General features: G+C 40.5%; 6 protein-coding genes and 1 pseudogene. 3 read left to right on the top strand and 4 right to left on the bottom strand.

Annotated elements, in window-relative coordinates; translation table 11 throughout:
- The first annotated feature begins 155 nt into the window (after positions 1-155).
- Entirely contained in the window at positions 156-392 is a 237-nt protein-coding gene (locus LC574_RS17250) for a hypothetical protein (protein WP_229454642.1), read from the top strand.
- Between the two features lie 89 nt (positions 393-481).
- Here the strand turns inward: LC574_RS17250 and LC574_RS17255 are convergent, their stop codons facing one another.
- Complete coding sequence (locus LC574_RS17255) at positions 482-1,390, bottom strand: methyltransferase domain-containing protein (RefSeq protein WP_229454643.1); 909 nt, start codon at positions 1,388-1,390, stop codon at positions 482-484.
- Positions 1,391-1,403: 13 nt separating this feature from the next.
- On the opposite strand from LC574_RS17255, the pseudogene LC574_RS17260 reads away from it, so the two are divergent.
- Positions 1,404-1,547, top strand: a pseudogene (locus LC574_RS17260) (type II toxin-antitoxin system HigB family toxin); the annotation flags it as partial.
- Positions 1,531-1,935, top strand: a complete 405-nt coding sequence (locus tag LC574_RS17265; RefSeq protein ID WP_229454644.1) for a type II toxin-antitoxin system HigA family antitoxin — start codon at positions 1,531-1,533, stop codon at positions 1,933-1,935. The pseudogene LC574_RS17260 and the gene LC574_RS17265, both read left to right, overlap by 17 nt.
- Before the next feature lie 302 nt (positions 1,936-2,237).
- On the opposite strand, the gene LC574_RS17270 is transcribed toward LC574_RS17265, so the two are convergent.
- From LC574_RS17270 to uvrA, 3 genes are read right to left on the bottom strand one after another with little or no spacing between them, the layout of a single operon-like run.
- Positions 2,238-3,290, bottom strand: coding sequence for a ParA family protein (locus LC574_RS17270; RefSeq protein WP_229454645.1), 1,053 nt, complete (start codon positions 3,288-3,290; stop codon positions 2,238-2,240).
- Positions 3,287-4,480, bottom strand: coding sequence for an ATP-binding protein (locus LC574_RS17275; RefSeq protein ID WP_229454646.1), 1,194 nt, complete (start codon positions 4,478-4,480; stop codon positions 3,287-3,289). Before LC574_RS17275 ends, LC574_RS17270 begins: the two co-directional genes overlap by 4 nt.
- Positions 4,481-4,517: 37 nt before the next feature.
- Positions 4,518-7,499, bottom strand: a complete 2,982-nt coding sequence (uvrA, locus tag LC574_RS17280) for an excinuclease ABC subunit UvrA (RefSeq protein ID WP_229454647.1) — start codon at positions 7,497-7,499, stop codon at positions 4,518-4,520.
- Positions 7,500-7,577: the final 78 nt, after the last annotated feature.

Raw genomic sequence — 7,577 nt, forward strand, 5'->3', positions numbered from 1 at the left:
CACGTCCGGTTAAACAGTTGTCATTGCGAACGGAGTGAAGCAATCGCTCCAGACGTTGTGATTGCTTCGTTTCACTTCGTTCCACTCGCAATGACATATCACAAGTAATTTATCGGACATGATATAAGCTGTTGACAAAAGTTAAGGTTAGGAAAATGGAGAAAGCAGTAAAGTTAGAAGAAGCTCTTGAATTAGTAAAGCAGCTTTCACTAGTAGATAAGGTACGTTTGATTGAGCAAGTCGCACCTCAAATTGAAAAAGAGTTGACAATGATTCAGCCGAAACCGCGAAAGCCTTTGAGAGGGTTGTGGCGAGGAAGCAATATCAGTGAGTCAGACATTTCAGAAATTAGAGAGCAAATGTGGGCAAACTTCCCTCGAGAGGATGTTTGATGTCTAATTTAGTAACGGATACCCATGCTCTGATTTGGTATTTAGAAGATAGTTCGCGTCTTAGTCCTGCTGCTAACCAGGCTTTTGATTTATTGCCAATCTAAAACGAGTCGTGTCCAACGTTTAACGATAACGAATTCATCAGCAGTTTTTATGTAATCAGTGTCTTGCGGATAAACCCTAATTCGCAATCCCTTAAGGGAAGAACGCCTAAATTTTATCAGATTATATAACTTTAATTGTAGTTGTATTGGCAACGGTAATAATAAAATATTTTCAACTTGCATAAGCAATTTATTCAAATGAATAGAGATGGTATCCTCAGCCTCTTGAGGTTCAGCAAAAGCACCACGAAGTTTCATAAAACCACAATTACTGGTTGAGATACTTACCAGATAGCTATCAGCAGATTCAAAAGCCACTGTAATTTGCACATTGTCTTTGAGGGTTAAAGGTAAAACAAGTCGTCCTTGAGGTTTTAATTGCTCTTGCCAAGCGATCGCAATATCCCAAGCTGCTACTGTGAGGATAATGCGATCGTATGGTGCCGCGCTAGGATAACCAAATCCGCCATCAGTGCAGACTACTTTCACTTGCTCAAAACCAGCTTTTGCTAAATGCTGACGTGCATCTTCCACAATGTCTTCATCAATATCAATCGCGATTACTTGACCAGTTTCACCGACAATATGAGCCATCAGTGCAGCATTATAACCAGTTCCTGCACCAATTTCCAACACGCGATCGCCTGGTTGCAGGTCAAGTTGTTCTAACATAATTGCCATGACAGCAGGCTGCGATGAAGAACTTACAGCCTGACCATCCAAACGCTTAGTAACAATTGCTTCATCTTTATAGACCTTTTTCAATGGGACATCTGGTAAAAAAAGGTGGCGTGGGACAGCACGGAAAGCAGTTTCAACACGCGGAGTGCGGATAAGTCCCTGCTGTTTGAGCCGCTCGACTAGCGATTGATGTAGTGCAGATATGTTACTCATGATTATCAAGCTAACAGTTTATCAACAGAAATGTCAAGGTAATAAATACCGCTTAATTGCTAGTATTAACTATGAAAAGCAGGTCATCTATATAAAATATGTCTTAACTCATGCCGAATATGACAAAGACTCCTGGAAAAATGACCCTTACTTTTAACTCAGACATTTACAGCCAATTGCTGTCTCAACATCAACCTCGGATTATCAAGACAGAAGAGGAAAACGAGAAGTTTTTAGAAACTGTTGAAGAACTGCTTTCTCGTTCTCATCTGACTCCTGAAGAAGATGCTTTGTTGGAATTATTGGTAAAACTGATTGAGGATTTTGAAGATAAGCACTATCAGCTTAATGTTTCAACACCTTGCTCAAGACTCTTGCATTTGATGGAAGCTAAGAGTTTGGAACAAGCTGATTTGCTAGAAATTCTTGGTTCGAGCGAGATTGTTGCTAAAGTAATTAATGGCGAGTTAGAAATGACGAAAGAACAAGCTAAGGCTTTGGGAAAGTTTTTTGACGTTGATGCAAGTTTGTTTATTTTAGAATAAGCGATCGCTTTTTTGTAGAGATAACTAAACATTGTAATAATTAGCAGCAGGTCGTGTTAAAAAGAGGCGCGATCGCTATTTTAAGAAGGGAGCATCCCACTTTTTTACATGTCATTGCGTTCGCGTAGCGTCTCGAAGAGAGGAACGAAGCAATCGCAAAATTCTTCAGGTCAAAACGAGTCCATGAGATTGCTTCGTCGTTCCTCCTCGCAATGACAGTTATTCTCAAGAGCAAAATAAAAACTGGGATGCACCCTTTTAAGAAGGATAAAAAATAGGTTTTTTTTAAATAAATGTAATTATTAAATTTCCAATTGTGTTTGTTCTGCTATCTTATGAGCTAATTTCTTAAAATCCTCATAAACATTTTTCACTGCTTTAGTATGAGCGCCAATAGCACCATCAGCAGGTTTTAAGTGGAACATAGGTTTATGAACTTCTTGAGCCATTGTCATCAGGCTGTGGTAGCTTTTAATTAATCCTAAACAGTTTGGATCATTTTCTATAGAGATTTGATGTTCACTACGCTGATTTAAAATTACTTCTCGATAAGTATTTTGAATTTCAAATATTGCTCTATTATATACTTTTGCTGGACGGTCTAATCGCATTGGCATCTGCCAAACAACGTAACCAATAGGTTGTATATCACCACTTGGTAACGACAAATTTGTAGTATGGTTTTTACTTAATATATACTTCCAATCATTTTTCCAAGATTGCAAAATATAACCAAGGCTGCGTAAACCTACCAAGGAAGCGTAATCTTCTAATGCAAGTGGTATTACCAAATAATCTGCTGCGATTAATGCTGCACGATTGATTGCTCCTAAACTTGGACTTAAATCCATCAATATTACATTTGCTTTATGATTAACGGCTGTTTCTTGCAGAATTCTCCAAAAAGCAGAAGTTACCTGCAAAGCTCTTTTTTGACCACCTCCACCAAGACAATTAGTCCATTGTGCTGAAAGCTCATCTTCAAAACTAGAAAGCATTATATCTCCAGGGAAAAGAGCTAATTTTCCTAATTCTGTAGAAAAAGATAATGAAGTTAAATCTTCTGATAAGTGATTTTCTTGGATATATTCTAAATGTGGATTATCAATATCACCAATACCTGTTAAGAGGGGTTTCACACAATCAAAAATAGTATCTATTTTACCTTCGTTTAAGGAAAATAATTCTAAGCGTTCCTCATCTAAGAAAGTAGCAGTGAGATTAGCTTGGGGGTCTAGATCAGCCGCAACTACCCGCAGCCCTAAATCTTGATACATCCATGCTAAATGATAAACTAGAGTAGTTTTACCGACACCTCCCTTAGTATTAAAGAAAGCTATAATCTTTGCACTCATAGTTTTTTCCTAAGCGTGACCAACAAATGGGCATCTTCCACAGTAAATTCTAGAGGTGGATTACCATTTTTTTGAAGTTGCTGGCGAGCTAGTTGAATTCCTATACCAAATCTCTGAACATAGCCAAGATTTTTCATCGCTTCGGCAAGGTGAGGATTTCGATAATCTGTTATACCTGCTTTTCCAAAGTTTTGCCGATTTACTTGCCCAAAAGGCCCGCCGGGATTTTGAATTTCGATTCGGTCATTAAACCATGTGATTCTTACTGGGGCATTTGTCCCTTCATAAGTGCGATGCATAACTGCATTTCTTCCTAATTGTTGCAAGGCAACTATTGGATAATCAGGTTGTCGCAATTCTATTGGTTGAGCAGTAATGTCTGTTGCTACTGAAATATGAACTTGAAAAGTTTCGTCCAGCATCCGCAACAAATCTGGAAGCGGGCCGCCAATTTCTTTTTGGTCTTTAATAGGATCTGTTAACTCGATACCATCAATGCGAAGAAATTGAACATAGGCACTGGGAACGAATTGTCTAGGATCGTTACCCACAACTAGCACGCCCAAGATAGTTGGTTTAGGCAACGGATCAACTGTTGCAAAACGCATTGATTGAAGTTGTTGTTCAACAGTACGTTGATTTTCTTGAAGAATATCGTTTGCTAAGGCAGAAGGCAAATAAACTCGACGAAAAATTTCTAAATCGAGGTCATCTAAACTGGCTGATGATAGGGATCGTAAATCGAAAGGTAAGTCTTTTGAGCGTCTTTTTTCAGCTAAACGACGTTCTTCTTCTGCTGTAGCAGTAGCTCGACGGGGGCCAACTCTGATCCAAACACGTCCATTAAAGCGCACAGGTGGAGCATCTGATGGTTCTACAATCACTACAGCTAGTTCACAACCACCAATACTTCGCTTTTGAACAATCATTGTCGGAAAAGGTAAAATGTTCCCATCAGACCGCATAGCTGAGAGTGTAAGCAAAAGCCTATCATCTATGGGAAGGTTTGCACAAATGCCATTATCATGAACCCCAATAAATAAAACTCCTGCTTTTTGGTGGTTAGGCAAGTCATTAGCAAATGCACAAATTGCCTCACAAAGCTTACCTTTGTCAGATATCGAAGCCTTACGTTCTACCCGATCTGATTCCAGGTCGTTCAGGAGAATTTCTAACTCCCGATCATTCATTGAGCTTCTCCTTTTAAAGGCCCATCAGCTTGTCTATCTATGTTTTCATAATAGTTGTATTTGCCGGATACTGCTTCAAAACCTGCTGCAAATATTGCCCAGTATAAGACCTGGGATTTTTTGCAACTTCCTCTGGTGTACCTACAGCAATCAATTCTCCGCCTTTGTCGCCACCTTCTGGCCCCAAATCTATCACCCAGTCAGAACAACGAATTACATCTAAGTTGTGTTCAATTACTAATATTGAATTGCCTTTATCTACCAATCGTTGCAACACATCTAATAATTTGTGGACATCGTAAAAAGATAACCCTGTTGTCGGTTCATCTATTAAATAAAGTGTCTTTCCGGTGGCGCGTCGAGATAGTTCTGTTGCCAGTTTTACCCGTTGCGCTTCACCACCAGATAAGGTAGTCGCAGGTTGTCCTAGTTGGACATAACCCAACCCGACATCAAATAAAGTTTGCAAACGCGCGATCGCTTTGGGAATATTCTGGAAAAAGTCTAAACTTTCCTCAACTGTCATTCTCAAAACATCAGATATAGACTTATCTTTATACTTCACCTGCAAAGTTTCGCGGTTGTATCTTGCACCTTTACAAATTTCGCATTGCACGTAAACATCGGGGAGAAAGTTCATTTCAATAACATTCACACCCTGTCCGCTACAAGCTTCGCAACGTCCGCCTTTAACGTTGAAAGAAAATTGTCCAGGTTTGTAACCCCTAGCTTTGGCTTCTACTGTTTGGGAAAATACATCCCGAATGGCATCAAAAATCCCTGTGTAAGTTGCAGGGTTAGAACGTGGTGTGCGTCCAATTGGAGATTGATCGATAACGATCGCTTTATCAATCGCGTTTAATCCCTGAATTTTATCCAAATGTCTGGGTAAGGGAACTTTCTTAGTTAAATGGTGTTGCAGAGATGGATATAGTAATTCGTTAATCAGCGTAGATTTGCCAGAACCAGACACACCAGTGATGGAGACGAGTTTACCTAATGGAATGTCTACATCTATATTTCTTAAATTGTTGCGATGGGCATTTTTGATAATCAAACTACGTCCATTTCCTTCTCGGCGTACTGCTGGTGTGGTAATTACTCGCCTTCCTGATAAATATGCACCCGTCAAAGAATCTTCTGCTGCTAATAACGTTTGAAAATCACCTTGGGCGATAATATTTCCGCCGTGAATTCCTGCACCAGGACCAATATCAACTATATAATTAGCTGCGCGAATTGTTTCTTCATCATGCTCAACGACAATTAATGTATTACCCAAATCGCGCAATTTCGTTAAAGTTTTGAGCAACCTGCCATTATCTCGTTGATGCAAACCAATACTCGGTTCATCTAAAACGTAGAGAACTCCAGTTAAACCAGAACCAATTTGCGTTGCTAGACGAATTCGTTGGGCTTCGCCACCAGAAAGAGTCATGGCGGGACGGTCAAGGGTGAGGTAATCTAAACCTACATCTAATAAAAATTGCAATCTGGTTTTGATTTCTCTCAGGACTAAATCGGCAATTTGTAACTGGCGATCGCTCAACTTGAATTGCTCAATTCTCTCTCGACAATCCCGAATTGATACGGTAGTCAATTCTAAAATTCCATATTGTCCCAACTTCACCGCCAAGGCTTCCGGTTTTAACCGTTTTCCCAGACAAACTTCACACGGCTGATCAATTAAATACTGCTCTAATTTTTGCTTAACTAATTCAGAACCACCCTCATACTGCCGTTGCAAGATTGGAATAGCACCTTTAAAACTCTGCTTCCTCCCTGCCTCTGCGGCTCGTTCATCTTTCTCTCCAAATAAAATAATTTGCTGCTGTTCCTCTGTCAGCTTGCTCCAATTGGTCTGTAACTCAAACCCATAAATTTGTCCTACACTATAGAGTAATTCCAAGTAATAAGAATTATCTTTTTCTGACCAAGGCGCGATCGCAGCATAAACTGGCGCTTCCCAGTCGGGTACGATCAAATCAGGCGCAAATCTTCTTAAAGTCCCGATTCCATGACAGTGCGGACAAGCACCATAAGGTGAGTTAAAGGAGAACAATCGCGGTGATAGTTCCTCCATTACCGCGCCATGTTCTGGACAAGCAAAGTTTTCCGAAAATACTAACTCTTCGTCATTAGTCATTTGTCCTTTGTCATTAGTCATTTGTCCTTTGTCATTAGTCATTTGTCCTTTGTCATTTGTTGTTTGGTCTTGGTTATCACTAATGACAGATGACGAATGACTAATGACAATATTGGCAATACCACCCGATTGCTTGAGACACGTAGACAAAGAATCAACCAAACGCTCTTGGATACCATCTTTTTTCACCAAGCGGTCAATTACCACTTCGATGGTGTGAGTAAGATTTTTATCCAATTCAATGGAATCTGACAGTTCGCGCACTTCGCCATTGATCCGCACGCGGACAAAACCTTGAGAAGCTAGACTTGACAAAAGCTTACGGTGTGTGCCTTTTTTCCCTCGGACAACGGGTGCAAGGATTTGAAAGCGGGTGCGATCTGGTAATTCCATAATGCGATCGCACATCTCATCGATTGTCTGGGGTGCAATACAGCGATCGCATATCGGACAATGGGGTTCGCCAGCCCGACCAAATAACAGCCGCAAATAGTCGTAAATCTCCGTCACCGTACCCACAGTAGAACGGGGGTTATGAGACGTTGACTTTTGGTCAATAGAAATTGCTGGACTTAAACCTTCAATCGCCTCCACATCCGGCTTATCCAGTTGTCCTAGAAATTGCCGTGCGTAGGCGCTGAGGGATTCCACATAGCGACGTTGCCCTTCAGCGAAAATGGTATCAAAGGCTAGGGAAGACTTACCAGAACCAGAAACGCCAGTGAATACGATTAGGCGATCGCGTGGCAATTCCAAGTCAATATTTTTCAGATTATGCTGCCTAGCACCCCGAATCCGAATGGTATTCTGGCTGTTGTGGCTGGGGTAGGGGAGATGTCCATTCAAGGATGCTGCTAGCTGTTGGTCTGACATATTGGGCGGCAAAGAAGAGTTTCTTATGAAACAGTCCTTAATAATACTATCTTTAATCGGTTTATTGTAGAACAATAG

This window comes from Nostoc sp. CHAB 5715, assembly GCF_020829685.1.
GTDB lineage: Bacteria > Cyanobacteriota > Cyanobacteriia > Cyanobacteriales > Nostocaceae > Nostoc.

Coding starts and splice junctions, on each gene's coding strand:
- LC574_RS17250 (WP_229454642.1), top strand. CDS start 156: ATGGAGAAAGCAGTAAAGTTAGAAGAAGCTCTTGAATTAGTAAAGCAG.
- LC574_RS17255 (WP_229454643.1), bottom strand. CDS start 1,390: ATGAGTAACATATCTGCACTACATCAATCGCTAGTCGAGCGGCTCAAA.
- LC574_RS17265 (WP_229454644.1), top strand. CDS start 1,531: ATGACCCTTACTTTTAACTCAGACATTTACAGCCAATTGCTGTCTCAA.
- LC574_RS17270 (WP_229454645.1), bottom strand. CDS start 3,290: ATGAGTGCAAAGATTATAGCTTTCTTTAATACTAAGGGAGGTGTCGGT.
- LC574_RS17275 (WP_229454646.1), bottom strand. CDS start 4,480: ATGAATGATCGGGAGTTAGAAATTCTCCTGAACGACCTGGAATCAGAT.
- uvrA (WP_229454647.1), bottom strand. CDS start 7,499: ATGTCAGACCAACAGCTAGCAGCATCCTTGAATGGACATCTCCCCTAC.